Here is a 22,597-nt window from a genome sequence, read left to right on the forward strand (position 1 = left end):
CGGTGGCACCTTGTGCGCCCAGGGGCCCCGCCCGGTCGGAGGACCGGACGGGGCCCCGTGCCCGCGACAGGGGGGAGCTCTCAGATTTCGAGGCGCTGCCCGGGCACGATCAGGTTGGGATCAGCTCCGATCACGGCCTTGTTGGCGGTGTAGAGCCGCTGCCAGATGGTGCCGTGCCGGGCGGCGACCTTGCTGAGCGTGTCGCCCGGGCGGACGGTGTAGTCGCCGCGGGACGCGCTGCGGTTGATGTGGCCCTCCGAACGGGTCGGCGTCTTCGCCGGCTTGGAGGGAGCGGCCTTGGCCGAGGACGAGCTCCCGGCCGAGCCGGAGGAGGCGCCGGGCGCGCTGCCGTACGCCCCGGCCCGGGCCGAGCAGGTCGGCCAGGCGCCCCACCCCTGGGCGCCCTGGACCTTGGTGGCCACGGCGATCTGCTGGGACTTGGTGGCCTGGTCGGCGGTGGGCGCGTAGGCCGTACCGCCGTACGCGCGCCAGGTGCCGGCGGAGAACTGGAGTCCTCCGTAGTAGCCGTTGCCGGTGTTGATGTGCCAGTTCCCGCCGCTCTCGCACTGGGCGATGCGGTCCCACACCCCGCCGTCCGCCGCCACGGAGTTGCCGGCCGCGGCCAGCAGTCCGAGGGGGGCGAGCAGGGCGGCCCCGGCAAGGGCCGCGGTGGTCCGGGTCTTACGAGCGCTGTCGCGCGTGGTATCGGCACATTCGGACATGCGGTTCCCTCTCGAACAACCCGGGGTCCCCCAAGGCGGGGCGCGCTCCCGGCACAGGGGCCGGGTGGTCGCGCTCCGCCCCGTCCGCCGAAGGTGGTGCGAAGTGCTGGCTCGATGCGTCGGCGGACGTTCCCGAGCGGTGCTCGCTGCACACGGCGGAGGAATGTAGAGAGCGCGACCGGTCGGCATCAACCAACTGCTTGTCATTCCAGGCCAGTTCGCCGTTACCGAGGGTATCGGCGATTTCCGGACACCCACTTCATTCGCTGATTTCCTGATTTGTCGACCAGGTGCGTTACCGATCTGTGACTCAGTTCACGCAACCAACTCCCTTACCTTTCCATCGACTTGACGCTGAGTGTCCGATTCCGGACCCGGGGTGACCCTGTGCGCTGGATGGTTCGATTCCGTTCGCCCTGGGGCGTGACTCCCGCCACAGATCGGCCGTTGTCTTCTTCATGAGCCCGGGACCCGCCCGAGCACCACATCCCGAGGGAGCCACCCGTGCCGCGCATGCTCGACGTCAGCGACGAGGTACGTGCCGAGATCGGCGACGAAGAAGCCGACCGGCTGCTCGCCGGAGAGAACGCCCCCGGCAGTTACGACTGCACGTCCTGCCGCACCCAGGGCGACTCCGAACAGGAGCGCACCAGCACCGTCCTGTTCATCGGCGACGAGACCGCCGTCCTGGCCTTCGCCCACGCCACCTGCCTGCCCTCCCAGGTCGTCCAGGTCACCGAGGAGCAGCTCCAGGGCGCGGTGAAGTCCATCACCGGTGACACCGTCGACCTGGACCCGGACAAGGTCGTACCCGAGCAGGCGGTGCTCGGGGTGACCAGCGGACTGGTCCTGATCGCCGGGGAGTTGCACCCGGCGCTGGTCGTGGAGCCGACCGGGCCGATCGTGCGGCCGGGCGCGACGGGACTCGGCGACGACTTCCTGCCGCTGCTGATCGAGCAGGGCTTCATGCCCCTGACCACGATCGACTCGGTGCCGTCGGTGCTGCACGGCTGGTCGGTGCTGCTGGCGGTGGGCCAGCTGCACGCGGTGCTCCAACCCTCGGCCAACGGCGGCCAGCCCGTGGCCTGGTGGCAGGCGCACCAGCCGCTCCAGGTCACCGAGGGCTGGCGGGCCGCCGCGAACAAGCACCAGCAGGTGCTGATGTTCGCCGCCCCGGTGGGCTCCATCGGACGCCAGCCGCGCGAGGACCTGCTGCGGGACGCCCTCGACAAGGCCGCGGCCAACGGGAAGTTGGTGGCTGCCGCGATGCCCCTCGCGGGCACGTGAGGGGCCCTCGGGGGACGCGCCCTTGAGGGCGCACCCGCATCCCTGAAGTCCCGCGGTCGTTTGGACATACGTGCACCCATACGACGCTCCGCGCCGGTTTCCCGGCGGACCATCGGCCACGCCGATCTACGACGCGCTCTACTCCGAGTACGTCAAGACCTTCCGTTCGCTGCCGGGTGACCGCAGCGGCGAGGAGGAGCTGGGCTTCACCGCGTTCGGGAACACCCCGCACGCCTCGGGCTCGTTCAGCAGCTCGTACAGCGCCTACAGCGCGGGGGCGTTCAGCGCCCGCCAGCAGTCGCAGTGGCAGCGGGTGGGACACATCGGGCAGCAGCACACCGGGATGCACCACGTCCCGGCGGCGCTGCCGCCCGGCCCGCGCAGAGGGATCTGAGGCATGAGTGAGGGGGCGGTCCCGGACGGGACCGCCCCCTCACTCATGCTCGCGTCACTTCTTCCTGGCGTTCTTCGCGCCGCGCTTCTCGCGCACCCGCACCGAGATGTGGATCGGGGTGCCCTCGAAGCCGAACTCCTCGCGCAGCCGGCGCTCGATGAACCGCCGGTAGCCCGCCTCGATGAACCCGGAGGCGAAGAGCACGAACCGCGGCGGCTTGGTGCCGGCCTGGGTGCCGAAGAGGATGCGCGGCTGCTTGCCGCCCCGGATCGGGTGCGGATGGGCGGCGACCAGCTCCCCCAGGAAGGCATTGAGGCGGCCGGTCGGGACCCGCGTCTCCCAGCCCGCCAGCGCCGTCTCGATCGCCGGGACGAGCTTCTCCATGTGCCGTCCGGTCTTCGCCGAGACGTTCACACGCGGCGCCCAGGCGACCTGGCCGAGCTCGGTCTCGATCTCCCGCTCCAGGTAGTAGCGGCGCTCCTCGTCGAGGGTGTCCCACTTGTTGTAGGCCATGACGACGGCGCGGCCCGCCTCGACCGCCATGGTGACGATCCGCTGGTCCTGCACCGAGATGGACTCGGAGCCGTCGATCAGGATGACCGCGACCTCGGCCTTCTCGACGGCGGCCGCGGTACGCAGCGAGGCGTAGTAGTCGGCGCCCTGCTGGAGGTGGACCCGCTTGCGGATACCGGCGGTGTCGACGAACTTCCAGGTGATGCCGCCGAGTTCGATCAGTTCGTCGACCGGGTCCCGGGTGGTGCCGGCCATCTCGTTGACGACGACCCGCTCCTCGCCGGCCACCTTGTTCAGCAGCGAGGACTTGCCGACGTTCGGGCGGCCGATCAGCGCGATCCGGCGGGGGCCGCCGATCCCGGTGCCGCCGAAGGTCTGCTCGGGCGCCTCCGGCAGCGCCTCCAGGACCGCGTCCAGCATGTCGCCGGTGCCCCGGCCGTGCAGCGCGGAGACGGGGTGCGGCTCGCCGAGCCCGAGGGACCAGAGGTACGAGGCGTCGGCCTCGCCGCTCGGTCCGTCGACCTTGTTGGCGCACAGGACCACGGGCTTGCCGGCCTTGCGCAGCAGTCGTACGACCGCCTCGTCGGTGTCGGTGGCACCCACCTTGGCGTCGACGACGAACACGACGGCGTCGGCGGCCTCGATGGCGTACTCGGCCTGCGCGGCCACGGAGGCGTCGATGCCGAGGACGTCCTGCTCCCAGCCGCCGGTGTCGACGACCTTGAAGCGGCGCCCGGCCCACTCGGCCTCGTAGGTCACGCGGTCACGGGTGACCCCGGGCTTGTCCTCCACGACGGCCTCGCGGCGCCCGATGATGCGGTTGACGAGGGTCGACTTGCCGACATTGGGCCGGCCGACGACGGCGAGCACGGGCAGCGGACCGTGCCCGGCCGCCTCGATGGCCCCCTCGACGTCCTCGATGTCGAAGCCCTCTTCCGCGGCGAGCTCCATGAACTCCGCGTACTCGGCGTCGCCAAGCGCCCCGTGGTCGTGCTCCTCGCCCGAGCCCTCGGAGTGGATGTGGTCGTTCATGAAGTCCGTACCTCGTTCATCGTGGTGATCGGTGGACCGGCCGGAGGTGTCCGGTTTGATCCACTACTCAGTGTCGCCTAGCGCCCGGTGAGGCGCCTGGCGTTTTCCAGGTGACTGCTCAGTTGCTTCTGAATGCGCTCGGTCGCCTCGTCGAGCGCCCTGCGCGTCCGCCGTCCGGTGCCGTCGCCCGCCTCGAAGGGCTCGCCGAAGACGACGTCGACGCGGCTGCGCAGCGGAGGCAGTCCCTTTATCAACCGTCCCGGCTTCTCGTTGCTTCCCAGCACGGCCACCGGGACGATCGGAGCCTCGCCCCGCACGGCGAAGTACGCGAGCCCCGCGCGCAACGCGGCGAAGTCGCCCTCGCCCCGGCTGCCCTCGGGGAAGATGCCGAGCACCCCGCCGCCCGCGAGGACGTGCAGCGCCCGGGAGATCGCCTGGCGGTCGGCGGCCGTACGGTCCACCTTCAGCTGGCCGATGGCCGTCAGGAACGGGTCGAGCGGACCGACGAACGCCTCCTTCTTGATCAGGAAGTGCGTCGGCCGGGGCGCCACACCCATGACCATCGGACCGTCGATGTTGTGGGAGTGGTTGACCGCGAGGATCACCGGTCCGGTGCTCGGCACCTTCCAGGCACCCAGCACCCGCGGCTTCCACAGCCCGTACATCAGGCCGACGCCGATCCGCCGCCCGACCTCGGCACCCCGCCCCGAGGGCAGCTCGCTCACTTGCCGGCCCGCTTCTCCTCGACGAGGGTCACGACACACTCGATGACCTGCGCGAGGGTGAGCTCGGTGGTGTCCACCTCGACCGCGTCGTCGGCCTTGGCGAGTGGGGAGGTCTTCCGGCTGGAGTCGGCCGCGTCCCGCTTGATCAGGGCCTCGCGGGTGGCCTGGACGTCGGCGCCCTTGAGCTCACCGCTGCGGCGGGCGGCGCGGGCCTCCGGCGACGCGGTGAGGAAGATCTTGAGGTCGGCGTCGGGCAGCACGGTGGTGCCGATGTCCCGCCCCTCGACGACGATGCCCTTCTCGGCGGAGGAGGCGAGCGAGCGCTGGAGCTCGGTGATCCGGGCCCGCACCTCGGGCACCGCGCTCACCGCGCTCACCTTGGAGGTGACCTCCGGGGTGCGGATCGGACCGGCCACGTCGGTGCCGTCGACGGTGATCGTCGGGTTCTCCGGGTCGGTGCCCGAGACGATCTCCGCCTTGCCGGCCACGGCGGCGATCGCCGTCGGGTCGTCGATGTCGATGCCGTTGTTCACCATCCACCAGGTGATCGCCCGGTACTGGGCGCCGGTGTCCAGGTAGCTCAGCCCCAGCTGCGCGGCGACAGCCTTCGAGGTGCTCGACTTGCCCGTGCCGGAGGGGCCGTCGATGGCGACAATCACGGGCTGGGCGGCGCCGTTTTCCACGGGGGGACACCTTTCGGGTGCGGTCTGGCGAGTGGTGTGGGGGCGCGACTGTGCCCCGCACCAGGTTACTGGCTCCCCGGACCCTGTCTTACAGACGGATGATCCAGCGGATCACTGCCGGATCGCCCAGCCCCGTTCCCGCAACGAGGCCGACAGCACCGGCGCTGCCGACGGCTCCACCATCAGCTGCACCAGACCCGCCTGTTGCCCGGTCGCGTGCTCGATCCGCACGTCCTCGATGTTCACGCCCGCCCGGCCGGCGTCCGCGAAGATCCTGGCCAGCTGTCCCGGCTGGTCGTCGATGAGCACGGCCACGACCTCGTAGACCCGGGGAGCGGACCCGTGCTTGCCGGGCACCCGCACCTGGCCCGCGTTGCCGCGCCGGAGCACGTTCTCGATCCCGGACGCGCCCTCGACCCGCTTGGCCTCGTCGGCGGACTGGAGCGCCCGCAGCGCCCGCACGGTCTCCTCCAGGTCCCCGGCGACATCGGTGAGCAGGTCGGCGACCGGTCCCGGGTTCGCGGAGAGGATGTCGATCCACATCCGGGGGTCGGAGGCGGCGATCCGGGTCACGTCCCGGATCCCCTGACCGCACAGCCGTACGGCGGCCTCCTCGGCGTGTTCCAGTCGTGCGGCGACCATGCTGGACACCAGATGGGGCATGTGCGAGACCAGCGCCACGGCCCGGTCGTGGGCCTCGGCGTCCATGACCACCGGCACCGCACGGCAGTGCGAGACCAGCTCCAGTGCGAGATTGAGCACCTCGGTGTCGGTGTCCCGGGTGGGGGTGAGCACCCAGGGCCGACCCTCGAAGAGGTCGGCGGAGGCGGCGAGCGGCCCGGACTTCTCCCGACCGGACATCGGATGCGTACCGATGTACGAGGACAGGTCGAGCCCCAGCCCCTCCAGCTCCCGGCGTGGCCCGCCCTTGACGCTGGCCACGTCGATGTAGCCGCGGGCGGCACCGCGCCGCATGGCGTCGGCGAGCACTCCGGCCACGTGCGCGGGAGGAGCGGCGACGATCGCGAGGTCGACCGGGCCCTCGGGCGTCCCGTCGGTGCCGGCGCCGAGCGCGGCCGCCGTACGGGCCTGCTCGGGGTCGTGGTCGGCGAGGTGCACGGTGACACCCCGCTGGGTCAGGGCCAGCGCGGCGGACGTACCGATGAGCCCGCTTCCGACGACGAGTGCGGTCCTCACTGGGCGATGTCCTTGCGGAGGGCGGCCGCGGCGCCGAGGTAGACGTGCGCGATGTCGGCGCGGGACCGGTCGGACTCTATGTGCGCGAGGACCCGGACCACGCGGGGCATGGCGCCCTCGATGTCGAGTTCCTGGGCGCAGATCAGCGGGACGTCCACGATGCCGAGCTTGCGGGCCGCGGCCGCCGGGAAGTCGCTGTGCAGGTCGGGCGTGGCCGTGAACCAGATGCTGATCAGGTCGTCCGCGGTCAGTTCGTTCCGCTCCATGATGGCGGTGAGCAGTGCTCCGACCTGCTCGTCCATGTGGCCGGCCTCGTCCTGTTCGAGTTGGACGGCGCCCCGGACCGCTCGTACCGCCACGACGTTGCTCCTCGCTGATCTGCATACCGGCTCTGTGGACGACCAGCCTAGTCAGCCCGCCCGAAAGGGGTGCGCGGCGCCCGCCCCGTGAGATGGCTGCACACACCAGGTCAATGTCACCTGAATGTCCCAGTTCCGTTACTTGGGGCGAAACACACCCGTGCGCCTCTGGACTCGGGCCCCCGGGTCCGCTCTCATGGCAGGAAACTCGCCTCGGGGGAGGCCCTTTACATGAAGCGTTCCGGACCGCTGCTGACCTTGCTCGCGGGATTGCTGCTCGGCCTGTTCATGCTGTCGCTCAACGCCACGACGGGCGAGAAGCCGACGTCGGCGGCGGTGCAGCCGTCACCCAGCACCAAGGCGTCGCCCGGCACCACCGCGTCGCCGAGTGCCGCGCCGAAACCGACCACCGCGCCACCGAGCCCGTCCCCGTCCCGCACTCCCGTGTCCGAGGGCGTCTACACGGGCCGTACCGACGACGACTCCGCCGCCGTCGCGATCACCGTGCGCGGCGACAAGGCGATCGCGTACGTCTGCGACGGCAGGAACGTCGAGTCGTGGCTCCAGGGCGACGTGAAGGACGACGGCAGCCTGAAGCTCACCGGCAAGGGAGGCGCGAGCCTCGACGCCAGGGTCAAGGGGACCAGGCAGCTGAGCGGCAAGGCGAACGTCGGCAGCGGCGGCTACCCCTTCACCGTCGACAGGACGAACAAGTCGTCCGGCCTCTACCGGGCGAACAGCACGGTGGCCGGCGCGAAGATCGAGGGCGGCTGGATCGTGCTGCCGGACGGCGAGCAGGTCGGCATCCTCAAGCGCGACGGCAAGCCCTCCCCCGCACCCGAGATCGACCCGGAGACCGGTGCGGTGACGGTCGACGGACAACAGCTCACGGCCCGCCCGGTAACCCCCTGACCCCAGGGTCTGTCCGGCGGATCATGCCGGCGTCGCGGGGCTCACCTGCACCGAGCAGCACCGTCTCTTGCAGCCGGCCTGATCCGCCGGACAGACCCTAGCCCGAGGGAGCCGATCATGACCGTCGACCCGAACGCGGCCACCCAGAGCTGGCCCTCACCCGAACCCGAGCGCCGCCCCAACCCGGCCCGCTATCTGATCCCGGCCCTGGTCGCCGCCGCGGTGGCGGTCGCCCTGGGCGCGTACGGCAAGGTCCACGACCCGGCGGGGACGGCCTTCAACCTCGCCGGTTTCAGCAGTACGGGCGCGGTGAAGTCGTGGCTCGCGACGGCCGCGTTCCTCTTCGCGCTCGTCCAGCTCGTCTCGGCCCTGATGGTGTACGGCAAGCTGCCGGGCCCGAGTTGGTCGTCCACCCTGCACCGCTGGTCAGGGCGCGTGGCCTTCCTCCTCGCGGTGCCGGTCGCGGTGCACTGCCTGTACGCGCTGGGCTTCCAGTCGTACGAATCACGCGTTCTGTGGCACTCCCTCCTGGGTTGCTTCTTCTTCGGTGTCTTCAGTGCCAAGATGCTGCTGCTCCGCTGGGAGCGACTTCCCGGATGGCTGCTGCCGATCGTCGGCGGGCTCGTCTTCACCGCGCTCACGATCCTCTGGCTGACCTCCGCCCTCTGGTTCTTCCGCACCTTCGGAGTGACGACATGACGCACAGCCCGACGCGGCGCACGGTCCTTCTCGCGACGGGCGCGGTCTCGCTCGCCGCCGGCTGCGGCGAGTACGGCAACGAGAACAGCGACTCCGGGTCGAGTTCGGTTCAGGCGTCGGCCGGTACCGAACTGGCGAAGACGAGCGAGATCCCGGTCGGCGGCGGAAAGATCTTCAAGGACGAGAAGGTCGTGGTCACCCAGCCGAAGAAGGGCGAGTTCAAGGCCTTCTCCGACATCTGCACCCACCAGGGCTGCCAGGTGACCAGCGTCTCCGACGGCACCATCAACTGCCCGTGTCACGGCAGCAAGTTCAACATCACGGACGGCTCGGTGGCGAACCCGCCGGCCAACCGGCCGCTGCCGGAGAAGCAGATCAAGGTCACCGGCGACTCGATCGAACTCGCCTAGGCGTCCCGGGACTACGCGTCCCAGAGCGCCCCGAGCGTCACCAGCTCACTGCCGTACTCGATCCGGTCGGCCCACTCCACGGGCCACGCGTCGGCTCCCAGGTGGGCGCCCGCGAAGGCGCCCGTGAGGCAGGCGATCGAGTCGGAGTCGCCGGAGCTGCACGCGGCCCGCCGCAGGGCCGTGAGCGGCTCCTCGGGGAACTGGAGGAAGCACAACAGCCCGGTCGCCAGGGCCTCTTCGGCGATCCAGCCCGCCCCGGTGGCCAGGCACGGGTCGTCCTCGGGCGAGGCGGTGCGCACCGCGTCGTCGAGCCGGTCGAGGACCGCGAGGCACTCGTCCCAGCCGCGCGCCATGAACTGCCCGGGCGTCGGGTCCTGACTGCGCGCCCACAGGTCCCCGAGCCAACGCTCGTGGTACTGGCCCCGGTTCACCAGGGCGTACGACCGCAGCAGCGCGACCAGGTCACCCGGCTCGGTGCCCTGCGCGAGCAGCCGTACGGCACGTGCGGTGAGGTCGGAGGCGGCGAGCGCGGTCGGGTGCCCGTGGGTGAGCGCGGCCTGCAACTGGGCGGCGCCCGCGCGCTGTTCGTCGCTCAGGCCGGGGACGAGGCCGACGGGCGCGACGCGCATGTTGGCCCCGCAGCCCTTGGAGCCGATCTGGCTGGCGTCCTGCCAGGGCAGATCCGGGCGCTCCAGGAGGTCGCAGGCCCTGAGGCAGGTGTTGCCGGGGGCGCGGTTGTTCTCCGGGGAGCGGTTCCACGCGATGAACTCCCGGCGCACCGGCTCGGCCATCTCGGGCCCGAGCACCCCCCGGTCCATGGCCGTCCGCAGCCCCCTGCCCACCGCGAGCGTCATCTGGGTGTCGTCGCTGACGACGGCCGGCGTGAACAGCTCCATCTCCCGCCACGGCCCGCACTTGGCGAGGATCGACCGCACGTCGTTGAACTCGGTCGGGAAGCCGAGGGCGTCCCCGAGGGCGAGGCCGACGAGGGTGCCGGTGGCTGCGCGCTTGGTCAGGATCGTGGTCATGCGGGGCGTCCTTCCGGGGACGGTCGGAGGAGAGGGGGGTGCAGACCGGTGGCGGGTCCCGCGCGGTAGAGCGCGGCCGGTTTGCCGCGGCCACCGGTCAACCGCGCGGCACCGGGGACGGCTTCGACGAAGCCGGGCGTGGCCAGCACTTTGCGGCGGAAGTTGGGCCGGTCGAGGGTGGTGCCCCAGACCGTCTCGTAGACCTGCTGGAGCTCGCCGAGGGTGAACTCGGGCGGGCAGAAGGCGGTGGCCAGGCACGTGTACTCGAGCTTGGCGCCGACGCGTTCATGGGCGTCGGCCAGGATGCGGTCGTGGTCGAAGGCGAGCGGCCGCGCCCGGTCGTACGGCACCCAGCGGGCGTCGGCCGCGTCGCTGCCGCCGTGCGGTTCGGGAGGGTCGGGCAGCAGGGCGGCGAAGGCGACGGAGACGACCCGCATCCGGGGGTCGCGGTCGGGCTCGCTGTAGGTGCGCAGCTGTTCCAGATGCAGCCCGGAGACGTCCGACAGCCCGGTCTCCTCGGCGAGTTCACGCCGGGCGGCGCTCTCCGCGGACTCGTCCGGGTGCACGAACCCGCCGGGCAGCGCCCAGTGTCCGGCGTACGGCTCCTGCCCCCGCTCCACGAGCAGCGCATGCAGGGCGCCTTCGGCGACGGTCAGGACGGCGAGGTCGACCGTGACGGCGAAGGGTTCGTAGGCGTACTTGTCGTAGTCCACTCGCGCTCGCCCCCTTTATGGTCAGCATGACTAATAGTCACTACGACTATAAAGGGGGCGAGCCGGGTCCGACAAGCCCCTGGAGGCGCCGACCCAGAAAGGCGAGCAGCCGTGTCTCGGCACGCGCGCGGGACGGCACGGAGAGGGGCCCGGCGAACCGCACGCCCCGGTCCTCCTGCCCCACCACGCACTCGGCGACGGGCAGCAGTTCGGCCGCGAGGCCCTCCGGAACGGGCCACTCCCGCCCACAGGCCCGGGCCACGTCCCACCCGTGCACGGTGATCTCGACGGCGCCCACGGCCGCCATCACCCGCACGTCCAGCGGCCGTTCACCTACCAGCACCTCCTCCGGCGGCCCGGCGGCCCAGGCGCCGAGCACGGCACACGCGCGTGTGCGGAAGCCGCAGACGCGGTCGGCGTGCGGGAGGAGCCCGATGCGGGCACCGGTCAGCCCCTCGTACAGCGCGTCCAGGGAGTCGTCGAGATGGTCCAGCAGCTCGCCCAGGTTCCAGTCGGCGCACGGTGTGTCCCTGCCGGGACTCACCCGCCCCGCTTCCGCCACACTGCCCAGCGCGTAGGCCAGCGAACGCTCCAGCAACTCCCCCGCACTCATGACAGCACCCCCGCCGGATCGCCGCAGCGGCCTCTCGGCGGCCCCGCAGGCGCCTGCCGGACCCCGGCCGACCCGACGGGCCCCGGAGGCTGCACAGGGCCCTCCAGCGCCGCCGGACCCGTCTCGCCGCTGATCCCGGTCCTCTCGTCCATCCCCGCTCCCTCCACCGCTGCCGTCACGACTACAGACCGCCAGGGGGACGAAAACGCATCGGCCGGTCCCGGAGTTCTCCGGAACCGGCCGCACACGCACGCGTGTCGTGCCTACAGATCGACTTCCTTCATCAGCATGCCGACCTCGGTGTTGGACAGCCGCCGCAGCCAGCCCGACTTCTGGTCGCCCAGGGTGATGGGGCCGAAGGCGACCCGCACCAGCTTGTCGACCGGGAACCCGGCCTCGGCGAGCATGCGGCGCACGATGTGCTTGCGCCCCTCGTGGAGGGTGACCTCGACGAGGTAGTTCTTGCCGGTCTGCTCGACGACCCGGAAGTGGTCCGCGCGCGCGTACCCGTCCTCCAGCTGGATGCCGTCCTTGAGCTGCTTGCCCAGGTCGCGCGGGATCGGGCCCACGATGTGCGCGAGGTAGACCTTCTTCACGCCGTACTTGGGGTGGGTCAGCCGGTGGGCCAGCTCACCGTGGTTGGTGAGCAGGATGACGCCCTCGGTCTCGGTGTCGAGCCGCCCCACGTGGAAGAGCCGCGTCTCACGGTTGGTGACGTAGTCGCCGAGGCACTGCCGGCCCTCGTTGTCCTCCATCGTCGAGACGACACCGGCGGGCTTGTTCAGCGAGAAGAACTGGTACGACTGCGTCGCCACGGTCAGGCCGTCGACCCTGACCTCGTCCTTCTCGGGGTCGACCCGCTTGCCCTGCTCCAGGACGATCTCGCCGTTGACCTCGACCCGCGCCTGCTCGATGAGCTCCTCGCAGGCCCGCCGCGAACCGTAGCCCGCGCGCGCGAGGACCTTCTGGAGCCGCTCGCCCTCCTGCTCGGCGCCCGGGTAGGTCTTGGGGAGCTTCACGTCCTTCTTGCCGGCGTACCGCTCCCGGTTGCGCTCCTCGGCCCGGGCGTCGTACTCCCGCGAGCTCGCCGGAGCCGTACGGCCGCGCCCGCTGCTCTGCCCCTGCCGGGGGCCGCCCTTGGCGCCGCCGCGCGCGGAGGCACCGCGCCCCGACTTGGGGCCGTCCGGGGAGGCGCCGGGGCCCACGTCGTAGCGCCGCTCCTCGGGGCGGGGCTTCCTCGGCCGGCCGGCCTGCTTGTCGTCACGGTCGTTCCCAGCGCCGCGGTAGTTGCCGCGGCCGCCGGTGCTCCCACCGCGACCGCCGCCGCTCCCGCCGCGACCACCGCTGTTCCCACCGCGGCCGCCGCTGTTGCCACCACGGCTCCCGCCGTTGTTTCCGCTGCTGTTCCTGCCGCTGCTGCTTCGCATCAAAGTTCCGTCGTCGTCGTGTCAGGCCTGGCCGACGTGGGGCCGTCGTCCGGATCCGGGGCGTCCGGATCGAACGAGGGTACGGCTTCCTGGGTCTCGGCCTCGATCGCCTCCGCCTCCGGGAGGAAGGGCGCGAGCTCCGGGAGCTCGTCCAGACCGCGCAGGCCCATCCGCTCCAGGAAGTAGTTCGTCGTCACGTACAGGATCGCACCTGTTTCGGGTTCCGTGCCCGCCTCCGCCACCAGGCCCCGCTGGAGGAGGGTGCGCATCACACCGTCACAGTTCACTCCGCGCACCGCGGAGACCCGGCTGCGGCTGACCGGCTGGCGGTAGGCGACCACCGCCAGGGTCTCCAGCGCGGCCTGGGTGAGCCGGGCCTGCTGGCCGTCCAGGACGAACCGCTCCACGGCCGGGGCGTACGCGGCCCGGGTGTAGAACCGCCAGCCGTTCGCGACGTGCCGCAGCTCGAACCCGCGCCCCTGGGCGGCGTACTCGCCGGCCAGCTCCCTGAGCGCCTTGGTGATCTGCCGCTTGGGCCGCTCCAGGATCTTCGCCAGGTGCTCCTCGGTCGCCGGCTCGTCCACGACCATCAGGACGGCCTCCAGGGCCGGCTTCAGGTCGAGGTCGGCGACGCCGGGCAGCCCCGCCGGGGCCTCTTCGGTCTCCTCGCTCACGCCTTCTCCTCCTTGGGCGGCTCGGGCGGCCGGTCGAACTCGTCGGTCACCGTCGGCTCGGCCTCCCCCTCACCACCGGTCCACCGCACCAGAAGCTCCCCGAGCGCGGTCTCCTGGTCCAGCGCCACGGCCTTCTCCCGGTACAGCTCCAGCAGTGCCAGGAAGCGCGCCACGACGGTCAGGGTGCCGTCGGCATCCTCCACCAGCAGCCGGAAGCTGGCCTCACCGAGCTCCCTGAGCCGCGCGACGACGATCCCGGCCTGCTCCTGGACGCTCACCAGGGGTGTGTGGATGTGGTCGACGTACACCTGCGGCTTGGGCTTGGGCTGCATCGCCTTCACGGCGAGCTTCGCGAACCCCTCGGCGCCGATGCTGATGACGACCTCGGGCAGCAGGTCGGCGTGGTGCGGTTCGAGGCCGACGGTACGGGGGTAGCGCCGGGCCTCCTCGTCGAGCCGCCGGTTGAAGATGTCCGCGATCTGTTTGTACGCGCGGTACTGCAGCAGCCGCGCGAAGAGCAGGTCCCGGGCTTCGAGCAGCGCGAGGTCGGCCTCGTCCTCCACTTCGGCGGCGGGCAGCAGCCGGGCCGCCTTGAGGTCGAGGAGCGTGGCGGCGACGACGAGGAACTCGGTCGTCTCGTCCAGGTCCCAGTCGGGCCCCATGGCCCGGATGTACGCCATGAACTCGTCGGTGACCTTGGAGAGCGCCACTTCGGTGACGTCCAGCTTGTGCTTGGAGATCAGCTGGAGCAGCAGGTCGAAGGGCCCCTCGAAGTTGGCCAGCCGAACCTTGAAGACACCGTCGGGGGTCTCTTCTTGCGGTTCGCCGGCGGGGGGCTCCTCTTGGTCACCGCCGCCGTTGTGGACAAGCGTCCCGCCCGGCGGGACGGGTGGGCGCAACGGCTCACCGGCTTCGGGCCCGGACTCGACCTCGGCCACGGACGGATCGACCGGCCCCCGCCCCAGCGCACGCCGACGCCCGGCGGAGCCACCGGGCCCGGAAGCGGAAGAGTCGTTCGAGGTCATAGCCCCCGCAGGCTACCGCCTACCGCCCACGCAGCCGGCGTACGAGAATGCTCGCGTCCCCACGGGACTCCAGATCCGCCAGCACCACGGCGACCGCCTCGCGGACGATCCGCCCCCGGTCCACCGCCAGTCCGTGCTCACCCCGGAGCACCAGACGCGCGTGCTCCAGATCCATCAGCTCCTCGGCCGACACATACACGGTGATCTTCTCGTCGTGCCGCTCCCGCCCACTGGGCCGCCGCGCGGGCGAGCGCCCCCGCTTGCCCCGGGGCTGCCCGGCATCGGAGGCAGAACCTTCCTGCGCCCCTCGACCACGCGCGGAGCGGCTGCGGGACTCGCCTTCCTCGGAGCCGTCGGCGTCGGCCGCCACATGCTCGGCCCCGTCGCCGTCCCCGCCCTGCGCGGGCACGGACTGCGGCGCGTCCTCGGACGCCGCGACCCCGTCGGACTCCCCCGCGGGAGCCGGTACCCGGGCCTCGCCGTTGGCCCCCCGCCGGGGAGTGGACGCCTGGAGCGCCATTCCCCCTGTCGTACGGAACAGTTCGTCGGCCCCCGGCAGACTCACTCGGCGTGACACCGGGCGAGCACCTCCCTGGCGAGCTGACGGTAGGCGGCGGCACCGACGGAGTTGGAGGCGTACGTGGTGATCGGCTCTCCGGCGACCGTGGTCTCCGGGAAGCGGACCGTGCGCCCGATGACCGTGTGGTAGACGTGGTCGTCGAAGGCCTCGACGACACGCGCGAGCACCTCACGGCTGTGGACCGTGCGCGAGTCGTACATGGTCGCGAGGATCCCGTCGAGCTCCAGCTCCGGGTTGAGCCGCTCCTGGACCTTCTCGATGGTCTCCGTCAGCAGTGCGACACCACGCAGCGCGAAGAACTCGCACTCCAGAGGCACTATCACCTTGTGCGCGGCCGTCAGGGCGTTGACCGTGAGGAGGCCGAGCGAGGGCTGACAGTCGATCACGATGTAGTCGTAGTCGGCCATGAGCGGCTTGAGGGCACGCTGCAATGTCGACTCGCGGGCGACCTCGGAGACCAGCTGGACCTCCGCCGCCGACAAGTCGATATTGCTCGGCAGCAGGTCCATGTTGGGGACCGCGGTCTTCAGCAGGACCTCGTCGGCCGCCATGCCCCGCTCCATGAGCAGGTTGTAGACGGTGAGGTCGAGCTCCATCGGGTTGACACCGAGACCCACCGACAGCGCGCCCTGCGGGTCGAAGTCCACGAGCAGCACGCGCCGGCCGTACTCCGCGAGCGCGGCACCCAGGTTGATGGTCGACGTGGTCTTGCCGACGCCGCCCTTCTGGTTGCACATCGCGATGATCTTCGCGGGGCCGTGGTCGGTCAGCGGGCCCGGGATCGGGAAGTACGGCAGCGGGCGTCCGGTCGGGCCCACGCGCTCACGGCGCTGGCGGGCCGCGTCGGGCGCGAGCGTGGCCGCGTACTCCGGATCCGGCTCGTACTCGGCGTCGGGGTCGTAGAAGTGCCCCTCGGGCAGTTCGTCGTAGTCGGCGAAGTGGTTGTGGGGCGCGCCACTTCCGTCGCCGGCCATGGCGTTCACGTGATGGCCATCCATGCTCTGGTGTGCTGTCCGCAGGGTCTGCGGACGACTCTGGTGGGCTGCGAAGGTGCGCACCGCGACGGAGCCGACAGCCTCGAACCCCGCGTGGCCCTGGGCCTCGGCAGGCATTCCTGGTTGACCACCCCCGGGAGAAAATGTCGACTCATTCACAAGTCGTCTTACCTCCTTGGTGACCAGGAAACTTCTAGACAAGGTCAGCGTGGCACCATGCCGACGGTTGGCGACTCTATGGCGTGTCGGGTGTTCACAGCAACACAATCCGCCGGACCCGGCAGGATGTGTCGGCAATGAAACATCCCGCTGTCAAGGGCGTACGGCAGTCGCACGGCAGGTTTCGCCGGTGTACGAATCGGTTCAAGGGTTACGTTCGACGCGAGTTGACCGAGAGTCGCAAAGTGACCATACACACATGCGGCCGGACCTTGTGGGCAAGGTCCGGCCGCATGTGCCTCGTTGACGCGCCTTGTTGACGTATCGCCTTTACGAAAAGGTGACTTAGCTCTCTGCCGAGGTCAGTGGCTCAGCCGAGCAGGGTCTCGAGCTCCACGTGCTCCAGGCCGTGCGCCTCCGCCACCTCGCGGTAAACGACCTTGCCGTCATGGGTGTTGAGGCCCTTGGCGAGCGCGGGGTCGCGGCGCAGCGCCTCCACCCAGCCGCGGTCGGCGAGTTCGACGATGTAGGGCAGCGTGGCGTTGGTGAGCGCGTAGGTCGAGGTGTTGGGCACCGCGCCGGGCATGTTGGCGACGCAGTAGAAGACCGAGTCGTGCACCTGGAAGGTCGGTTCGGCGTGCGTGGTCGGACGCGAGTCCTCGAAGCAGCCGCCCTGGTCGATCGCGATGTCGACAAGGACACTTCCGGGCTTCATGCGGGACACGAGCTCGTTGGTGACCAGCTTCGGGGCCTTGGCGCCCGGGATGAGGACGGCGCCGATGACGAGGTCGGCGTCCAGGACGGCCTTCTCCAGCTCGAAGGCGTTGGACATGATCGCCCGGACCTTGGTGCCGAAGACCTTGTCGGCCTCGCGCAGCTTGTTGATGTCCCGGTCGAGCAGCGTGACGTGGAAGCCCATGCCGACGGCGATCTGGGTGGCGTTCCAGCCGGAGACCCCGCCGCCGATGACGACGGCCCGCGCGGGCTGGGTGCCGGGGACACCGCCGGGCAGGACACCGCGGCCGCCGACCGAGCGCATCAGGTGGTAGGCGCCGACCTGCGGGGCGAGCCGGCCCGCGACCTCGGACATCGGGGCGAGCAGCGGGAGCGCGCGGGAGGGCAGCTCGACGGTCTCGTAGGCGATCGCGGTGGTGCCGGACTCGATGAGCGCGTCGGTGCACTCCTTGGAGGCGGCCAGGTGCAGGTAGGTGAAGAGCGTCTGGTCCTTGCGCAGCCGGTGGTACTCCTCGGCGACGGGCTCCTTGACCTTCAGCAGCAGGTCGGCGGTGGCCCACACCTCGTCGGCGGTGTCCAGGATCTGGGCGCCCTCGGCGACGTACTCCTCGTCCGGGATCGAGGAGCCGATACCGGCGCCGCGCTCGATGACGACCTGGTGGCCGTGGCGCACCAGCTCGTGCACACCGGCGGGGGTGATGGCCACCCGGAACTCGTTGTTCTTGACCTCGCGGGGGATGCCGACCTTCACGTGGATCACGGTCCTTGGCTCAGAGTGTGTGGGGCAATACGACACATACCCGGGCATGCATGGGCACACCAGGAGACACCGCAGGAGAAGGTGCGGCAGAGCCAGTCTAATGAAGGTGTTCTCTCTGTCTAGCCTTTCATTGCATCAATCTTCTGCGGATGTACTACGGATTTCGCAGGCGTCAGCGTCTTGTTTCGGTTCATCGACCTGCGAGGACCCAGGTTCCCCCTCGGAAAGCTCCTCACTCAGCAGCCGTTCTGCGGCGCCGCGGTGCAGGTGCGCGGCCGCCGGATCGCCCAGGTGTTCCAGGGTGTCGGCGATCCGCAGCTGGAGCGCGGCCTGGAGCCGGACGTCCTCCGCGCGCCGGGCCCACTCCACGGCGTCCTGGCAGGTGCGCAGCGACTCCTCGGGGTGTCCGGCGTACTCCTGGACCCGGGCGAGTTCGCTCAACGCCCGTGCGTGGGCCGCGACATCGCCGTTCTTGCGGTGCCCGGCGAGCGCGGCCCGCCAGTTCCTGACCGCCTCGCCGTAGCGGCCCGCGTAGGTGTGCGCGGCGGCGATCCGGCCGTACAGCCGGGCGGCCTCCGCGCGCTCGTCCCGGGCCAGCCTCTGGGCGAGGGCCCGGCCGAACCAGTCGGCGGCCCGGTCGTAGTCCCCGAGCTCCAGATGCGCACCGCCTACGGATTCCATCGCGCGACCGGTCGCGTACGGGTCATTCGCCTGCCGTCCGGCGTCCAGAGCCGCCCGGTAGCGGGTCAGCGCCTCCCGGGTCCGGCCGGTCTGGGCGTCCAGGTCGGCGAGGTTCAGCAGGGCCGCGGCCTTCTCGCGGGGCAGCGCGCGCCGCTCGGCCACGTCGAGGACGAGGCCGTGGATGCCGTAGAGGTCGGGGGCGGCGGCCTTGGTGCCGAAGTGGGCCACCATCGTGCGCACGAGCTGCGACATCAGGCGCCTGGCCAGGGTGTCCAGCTCCCCGTCGGCGACCGCGAGCCGGGCCGCGGCGAGCAGGGCGGGCCTGCGGACGCGCAGCCAGTCCTCGGCGGCCCTGGGGCTCGGGAAGCGCAGCGAGCGGGGCATGCCCTGGAGCTTCTTGTGGGCGTCCGGGTTGTCGGTCTCGGTGATCGCGCGGGAGGACTGGAGCAGCCGTACGGTCCGCTCCAGCATCCGGGCGCGGGCCAGCTGGAGCTCGGCGGGGCGCTCCTGGGTGTCGGCGAGGGCCTTGAGCAGCGGGTGCAGACAGCCGGGGACCTCGTACTGCGGCAGCGGGGAGTCCACAGCGTGCAGCAGGCCGAGCGCGACGAAGTCGTCGAGGGTGGAACGGGCGCCGCCCACCGAGCAGCCCGCGAGCGCGGAGGCGGTGTGCGGGTCGACGAGGCCGGCCGGGGCGAGGGAGAGCAGTCGCAGTATCCGGGCGGCGGGGGCGGGCAGGGAGGTGTGGACGAGCTTGAAGACCCGGCTGAGCGGGGTTCCCTCGTCACTCTCCGCATGCAGCTGCTTGGACAGATCGGCCACGGCGGCCTTGGGCCGGGCGGCGAGCCAGCCCCCGGCCAGCATCAGCGCGGCGGGATGGGCCTGGCACTCCTCGACCAGTTGCTCGGCCGCGCGGGGGTCCACGGTGATGCGGACCGACCCGGTGTGCCGGGACAGCAGCTCCAGCGCGGACTTGGTGTCCAGGCCGCCGACGGTGCACGGCCGGACGTCCGCGATCCCGGTCAGCGGGCCCCCGGACACGGCCACGACCAGGCACTCCGGAGTGTCCGGAAGCAGGGCGTCCACCTGTTCCGCGGCCACCGCGTCGTCCAGCAGGAGCAGCGCGCGCCGGTCGGCGAGGGCCTCGCGCAGGGTCTCGGAGAGGTCGTCCTCGGTGGCCCCCGCGGGAGCCGGCACATCGAGCGCGGCGAGCAGGTCCCGGGCCACGTGCGCGACCGGAACAGGGGTGCCGTCGGGCTCGCTCAGCCGGGCGCGCAGCACCCCGTCCTCGTAACGCTCAGCGACCGCGCGGACGAGTTCCTCGGCGAGCGCGGTACGTCCCGAGCCGGGACGTCCCGCGATGAGCAGCACGCGCGCGCGGGGTGCTTTCCGGCCCGCGAGGGTGTCCAGTCCGGCGCGCTCGATGTCGGCGCGCAGTTCCTTCAACTCCCGTGTCCGCCCCAGGAAATGATCCTCGCCGGACAGCCGTACGCCCTCCGCGTCCACCGCCTGATCCGTCACGGGCCACACTCCCGTCCCACCGCACGCGCAAAGCCCGCCGGTAACCCCGGAACGGGCACCAAAAGCCTAGTTCACGCTGTGCAACGTTCCTGGCGGAGCGCGACGGTGAGGGCTGAAGAGTCCCTCGATCGGATCAACGGATCATAGGATCGCCGGTCTTGGCAGTACCGCCAGGGGCGCGGGGAACTGCGCGATCAGCCCCCACGAACCCGCATCCCGCCACGGACCGCTACGACCGCGGCGCAACCCGAGAAACCGTCACGCCTCGAACGGCCGCGCAGGCCACTCCGCCTCAGCAGGACGCAACCCGTCCAACCCGCCGGAGGCCCGCGCGGCGACCAACGCCAGCACGCCCACCACCAGGCAGTCGTTGTGCAACTCCCCCGCCAGCACCCCCCGCACCAACTCCGGCACGGACACACGCGCGTACTCCAGGTCGATCTCCTCGTGCTCGACCTCGAAGCGCTCACCGTCGGCCTCGGACAGCCCCCGCGCCAGGAAGATCCGGATCGCCTCGTCCGAGCCCCCAGGCGACGTGTAGACATCCGTCAGCACCCGCCAGTGCTCCGCCTTGACGTGCGCCTCCTCGTACAGCTCCCGCTGCGCCGCGTGCAGCGGGTTCTCCCCCGGTACGTCCAGGAGCCCCGCCGGGATCTCCCACAGCTTCTGCCGTACGGGGTGCCGGTACTGCCGGATGAGCAGCACCCGGTCCTCGTCGTCGAGGGCGAGGACGGCCACGGACCCCGGGTGGACCTGGTAGTCGCGGTGGACCACCGTGCCGTCGGGCATGACCACCTCGTCCGTGCGGACGGAGGTCTTGTTGCCCACGAAGGGGGTCCGGGTCCCCCGGATCTCCCACTCTTCCGGGGTGTCCTTGATCGTCATGCCCTGTCCTTCCCCACGTGCAAAAGAAGCCGGGACGCCCGCTGTTGAATGCGCGCGCCCCGGCCACCGTACAACTGTCGTGTCAGTTCGAAGTCTTCCGCTCGACCGACGCCTTCACGAGGCCCGCGAAGAGCGGATGCGGACGTGTCGGGCGCGAGCGCAGCTCCGGGTGGGCCTGCGTGGCGACCAGATAGGGGTGGACATCGCGCGGGTATTCGACGTATTCGACGAGCTTGCCGTCCGGCGAGGTGCCGGAAAACAGGATGCCCGCCTTCTTTTCGAGCTCCGCGCGGTAGGCGTTGTTCACCTCGTAGCGGTGCCGGTGCCGCTCCTCGACGTACTCCTTGCCGTCGTACACCTCGCGGACGATGGAGCCCTCGGCGAGCTTGGCCGGGTACATGCCGAGCCGCATGGTGCCGCCCATGTCGCCCTCGCCGGCGACGATGTCGAGCTGCTCGGCCATGGTGGAGATGACCGGGTGGGCGGTCGCGGAGTCGAACTCGGTGGAGTTGGCGTCCGGGATGTCGGCCAGGTTCCGCGCGGCCTCGATCACGATGCACTGGAGGCCCAGGCACAGGCCGAGGAGCGGGATCCTGTTCTCGCGGGCGTACTTGATCGCGCCGACCTTGCCGAGCACACCGCGGTCGCCGAAGCCGCCCGGGATGCAGATGCCGTCGACGTCACCGAGCTGGGCGGCGGCGCCGGCCGGGGTCTTGCAGTCGTCGGAGGTGACCCACTTGATCTTGACGCGGGCCTTGTTGGCGAAGCCGCCCGCGCGCAGCGCCTCGGTGACCGAGAGGTAGGCGTCGGGCAGGTCGATGTACTTGCCGACCAGGGCGAGGGTGATCTCGTGGTCGGGGTTGTGGACGCGGTCGAGCAGGTCGTCCCAGGTCGTCCAGTCCACGTCCCGGAACGGCAGGTCCAGCTTGCGGACGACGTAGGCGTCCAGGCCCTCGCCGTGCACGGTCTTCGGGATGTCGTAGATCGAGCGGGCGTCGGGGCAGGCGACCACCGCGGCCTCGTCGACGTCGCACATCAGCGAGATCTTGCGCTTGATGGCGGTGGGGACCTCGCGGTCGCAGCGGAGCACGATGGCGTCCGGCTGGATACCGATGTTCCGCAGGGCCGCAACCGAGTGCTGGGTGGGCTTCGTCTTCAGCTCACCCGAGGGGCCGATGTACGGCAGGAGCGAGATATGGACGACGAAGACGTTGTCACGGCCGACCTCGTGACGGACCTGGCGGACCGTCTCCAGGAACGGCAGCGACTCGATGTCGCCGACGGTGCCGCCGACCTCGGTGATCACCACGTCGACCTCGTCGGTCGCCATGCGCCGGATGCGGTGCTTGATCTCGTTGGTGATGTGCGGGATGACCTGCACGGTGTCACCCAGGTACTCGCCGCGCCGCTCCTTGGCGATCACCGTGTTGTAGACCTGACCGGTGGTGACGTTGGCGGAGCCGTCCAGGTCGCGGTCGAGGAAGCGCTCGTAGTGGCCGATGTCCAGGTCGGTCTCGGCGCCGTCGTTGGTGACGAACACCTCGCCGTGCTGGAAGGGGTTCATCGTGCCCGGGTCGACGTTGAGGTACGGGTCGAGCTTCTGCATGACGACGCGCAGGCCCCGCGCCTTGAGCAGCATGCCGAGGCTGGAAGCCGTCAGGCCCTTGCCGAGCGAGGAGGCGACACCCCCGGTGACGAAGATGTGCTTGGTCGTCGTGGTGCTGTTTCGAAAAACAGGGGGCATGGCCAAGAGGGGGCTCCCGTGGTCGCGATCTGGAGGTGCGGTTCGGGGGTCTGGCGCCCACCGGTCCACGGGCTACCAGGGTATCAGCGCCGTGGAGAGATGGCTTCCGGCCACGCTCCGCACACAA

Annotated in this window: 23 protein-coding genes; 5 read left to right on the forward strand and 18 right to left on the reverse strand. The window is 70.9% G+C overall.

Annotation, left to right across the window (positions count from 1 at the left end):
- Positions 1–80: 80 nt before the first annotated feature.
- Entirely contained in the window at positions 81–722 is a 642-nt protein-coding gene (locus tag AC2XR2_RS09280; RefSeq protein ID WP_491514776.1) for a LysM peptidoglycan-binding domain-containing protein, read from the reverse strand.
- 504 nt (positions 723–1,226) lie between these two features.
- On the opposite strand from AC2XR2_RS09280, the gene AC2XR2_RS09285 reads away from it, so the two are divergent.
- Together AC2XR2_RS09285 and AC2XR2_RS09290 are read left to right on the forward strand one after the other, a co-directional pair.
- Positions 1,227–2,009, forward strand: a complete 783-nt coding sequence (locus tag AC2XR2_RS09285) for a DUF8842 C-terminal domain-containing protein (protein WP_123759788.1) — start codon at positions 1,227–1,229, stop codon at positions 2,007–2,009.
- Between the two features lie 70 nt (positions 2,010–2,079).
- Positions 2,080–2,403, forward strand: coding sequence for a hypothetical protein (locus AC2XR2_RS09290; protein ID WP_020139415.1), 324 nt, complete (start codon positions 2,080–2,082; stop codon positions 2,401–2,403).
- A gap of 54 nt (positions 2,404–2,457) precedes the next feature.
- Here AC2XR2_RS09290 and der read toward each other — a convergent pair whose 3' ends face one another.
- The 5 genes from der to aroH form a co-directional block, all read right to left on the reverse strand.
- Entirely contained in the window at positions 2,458–3,948 is a 1,491-nt protein-coding gene (gene der, locus AC2XR2_RS09295) for a ribosome biogenesis GTPase Der (protein WP_449352349.1), read from the reverse strand.
- A 77-nt stretch (positions 3,949–4,025) separates the two neighbouring features.
- On the reverse strand, positions 4,026–4,613 hold the full coding sequence (locus tag AC2XR2_RS09300) for a lysophospholipid acyltransferase family protein (RefSeq protein WP_330269774.1): 588 nt from the start codon (positions 4,611–4,613) through the stop codon (positions 4,026–4,028).
- A gap of 56 nt (positions 4,614–4,669) precedes the next feature.
- A complete protein-coding gene (gene cmk, locus AC2XR2_RS09305; protein WP_491514777.1) occupies positions 4,670–5,356 on the reverse strand; it encodes a (d)CMP kinase in 687 nt (228 codons plus the stop codon).
- A 111-nt stretch (positions 5,357–5,467) separates the two neighbouring features.
- On the reverse strand, positions 5,468–6,553 hold the full coding sequence (locus AC2XR2_RS09310) for a prephenate dehydrogenase (RefSeq protein WP_491514778.1): 1,086 nt from the start codon (positions 6,551–6,553) through the stop codon (positions 5,468–5,470).
- Positions 6,550–6,912 carry a chorismate mutase gene (gene aroH / locus AC2XR2_RS09315; RefSeq protein ID WP_328746007.1) on the reverse strand — a complete coding sequence of 121 codons (363 nt, stop codon included), beginning with the start codon at positions 6,910–6,912 and terminating at the stop codon, positions 6,550–6,552. Before aroH ends, AC2XR2_RS09310 begins: the two co-directional genes overlap by 4 nt.
- A gap of 231 nt (positions 6,913–7,143) precedes the next feature.
- Here aroH and AC2XR2_RS09320 point away from each other — a divergent pair, with 231 nt between their 5' ends.
- The 3 genes from AC2XR2_RS09320 (at position 7,144) to AC2XR2_RS09330 (ending at position 8,933) form a co-directional block, all read left to right on the forward strand.
- Positions 7,144–7,824 (forward strand): hypothetical protein, encoded by a 681-nt coding sequence (locus AC2XR2_RS09320; protein WP_449352347.1) that lies wholly within the window; start codon positions 7,144–7,146, stop codon positions 7,822–7,824.
- A 117-nt stretch (positions 7,825–7,941) separates the two neighbouring features.
- Positions 7,942–8,523 (forward strand): DUF6529 family protein, encoded by a 582-nt coding sequence (locus AC2XR2_RS09325; RefSeq protein WP_449349762.1) that lies wholly within the window; start codon positions 7,942–7,944, stop codon positions 8,521–8,523.
- Positions 8,520–8,933 (forward strand): Rieske (2Fe-2S) protein, encoded by a 414-nt coding sequence (locus AC2XR2_RS09330; protein WP_491514779.1) that lies wholly within the window; start codon positions 8,520–8,522, stop codon positions 8,931–8,933. Before AC2XR2_RS09325 ends, AC2XR2_RS09330 begins: the two co-directional genes overlap by 4 nt.
- Positions 8,934–8,944: 11 nt before the next feature.
- Here the strand turns inward: AC2XR2_RS09330 and AC2XR2_RS09335 are convergent, their stop codons facing one another.
- From AC2XR2_RS09335 to pyrG, 12 genes are all read right to left on the reverse strand, one after another.
- Entirely contained in the window at positions 8,945–9,961 is a 1,017-nt protein-coding gene (locus AC2XR2_RS09335; RefSeq protein ID WP_449350813.1) for an ADP-ribosylglycohydrolase family protein, read from the reverse strand.
- A complete protein-coding gene (locus AC2XR2_RS09340) occupies positions 9,958–10,674 on the reverse strand; it encodes an NUDIX hydrolase (RefSeq protein ID WP_123759798.1) in 717 nt (238 codons plus the stop codon). Before AC2XR2_RS09340 ends, AC2XR2_RS09335 begins: the two co-directional genes overlap by 4 nt.
- Positions 10,675–10,720: 46 nt before the next feature.
- Positions 10,721–11,287 (reverse strand): TIGR03086 family metal-binding protein, encoded by a 567-nt coding sequence (locus AC2XR2_RS09345; protein WP_491514780.1) that lies wholly within the window; start codon positions 11,285–11,287, stop codon positions 10,721–10,723.
- Positions 11,288–11,550: 263 nt separating this feature from the next.
- Positions 11,551–12,714: a pseudouridine synthase gene (locus tag AC2XR2_RS09350; protein ID WP_491514781.1), complete on the reverse strand. Its 1,164-nt coding sequence runs from the start codon at positions 12,712–12,714 to the stop codon at positions 11,551–11,553.
- Positions 12,714–13,388 carry an SMC-Scp complex subunit ScpB gene (gene scpB / locus AC2XR2_RS09355; protein WP_449349760.1) on the reverse strand — a complete coding sequence of 225 codons (675 nt, stop codon included), beginning with the start codon at positions 13,386–13,388 and terminating at the stop codon, positions 12,714–12,716. Before scpB ends, AC2XR2_RS09350 begins: the two co-directional genes overlap by 1 nt.
- The gene (locus AC2XR2_RS09360) at positions 13,385–14,413 is read right to left on the reverse strand and encodes a segregation and condensation protein A (RefSeq protein ID WP_491514782.1); all 1,029 of its coding nucleotides are present in this window, start codon (positions 14,411–14,413) and stop codon (positions 13,385–13,387) included. Before AC2XR2_RS09360 ends, scpB begins: the two co-directional genes overlap by 4 nt.
- A gap of 19 nt (positions 14,414–14,432) precedes the next feature.
- Positions 14,433–14,990 carry a hypothetical protein gene (locus tag AC2XR2_RS09365; protein WP_330267881.1) on the reverse strand — a complete coding sequence of 186 codons (558 nt, stop codon included), beginning with the start codon at positions 14,988–14,990 and terminating at the stop codon, positions 14,433–14,435.
- Positions 14,975–16,105, reverse strand: a complete 1,131-nt coding sequence (locus AC2XR2_RS09370) for a ParA family protein (protein WP_123988243.1) — start codon at positions 16,103–16,105, stop codon at positions 14,975–14,977. Before AC2XR2_RS09370 ends, AC2XR2_RS09365 begins: the two co-directional genes overlap by 16 nt.
- A gap of 412 nt (positions 16,106–16,517) precedes the next feature.
- Positions 16,518–17,633 carry an alanine dehydrogenase gene (gene ald / locus AC2XR2_RS09375; RefSeq protein ID WP_107121156.1) on the reverse strand — a complete coding sequence of 372 codons (1,116 nt, stop codon included), beginning with the start codon at positions 17,631–17,633 and terminating at the stop codon, positions 16,518–16,520.
- Between the two features lie 144 nt (positions 17,634–17,777).
- Positions 17,778–19,841, reverse strand: a complete 2,064-nt coding sequence (locus AC2XR2_RS09380) for a tetratricopeptide repeat protein (protein ID WP_449350807.1) — start codon at positions 19,839–19,841, stop codon at positions 17,778–17,780.
- Positions 19,842–20,099: 258 nt separating this feature from the next.
- On the reverse strand, positions 20,100–20,726 hold the full coding sequence (locus AC2XR2_RS09385) for an NUDIX domain-containing protein (RefSeq protein WP_491514783.1): 627 nt from the start codon (positions 20,724–20,726) through the stop codon (positions 20,100–20,102).
- Between the two features lie 82 nt (positions 20,727–20,808).
- On the reverse strand, positions 20,809–22,470 hold the full coding sequence (gene pyrG / locus AC2XR2_RS09390) for a CTP synthase (RefSeq protein ID WP_123759807.1): 1,662 nt from the start codon (positions 22,468–22,470) through the stop codon (positions 20,809–20,811).
- Positions 22,471–22,597: the final 127 nt, after the last annotated feature.

The sequence above is a fragment of the Streptomyces sp. LS-MS-L19 genome (assembly GCF_058382285.1).